The sequence below is a fragment of the Aquirufa nivalisilvae genome, from assembly GCF_004307455.1.
Taxonomy (GTDB): domain Bacteria; phylum Bacteroidota; class Bacteroidia; order Cytophagales; family Spirosomataceae; genus Aquirufa; species Aquirufa nivalisilvae.
Genome location: NZ_SEWX01000036.1, coordinates 1 through 246, shown reverse-complemented (window position 1 = coordinate 246; position 246 = coordinate 1). Strand labels below are relative to the sequence as shown.

1 protein-coding gene is annotated in these 246 nt (G+C 47.2%); it reads left to right on the top strand.

The genetic code is table 11. The features are described from left to right. The coding region (locus tag EWU22_RS13415; protein ID WP_161566879.1) for a hypothetical protein at window positions 1-246 on the top strand (246 nt) is incomplete at both ends.

Genomic DNA, 246 nt, shown 5'->3' with positions numbered 1-246 from the left:
AAACAGTAACTATTACCGCACAAGATGCGAGTGGCAATACGGCAACAACATATACAGGAGCAAAAAATATCACATTCAGTGGAGCGACGGCATCATCAAGTCCTGTGACAAACCCAACCGTAGCCGCTACGAACTTTGGTACAGCAACTAGCTTGACCTTTACAGCAGGTGTGGCTACAGGATCGATGGTCTTGTACAAAGCAGAATCGGCCACAGTGAATGCGACTGATGGAACGATCAACTCGA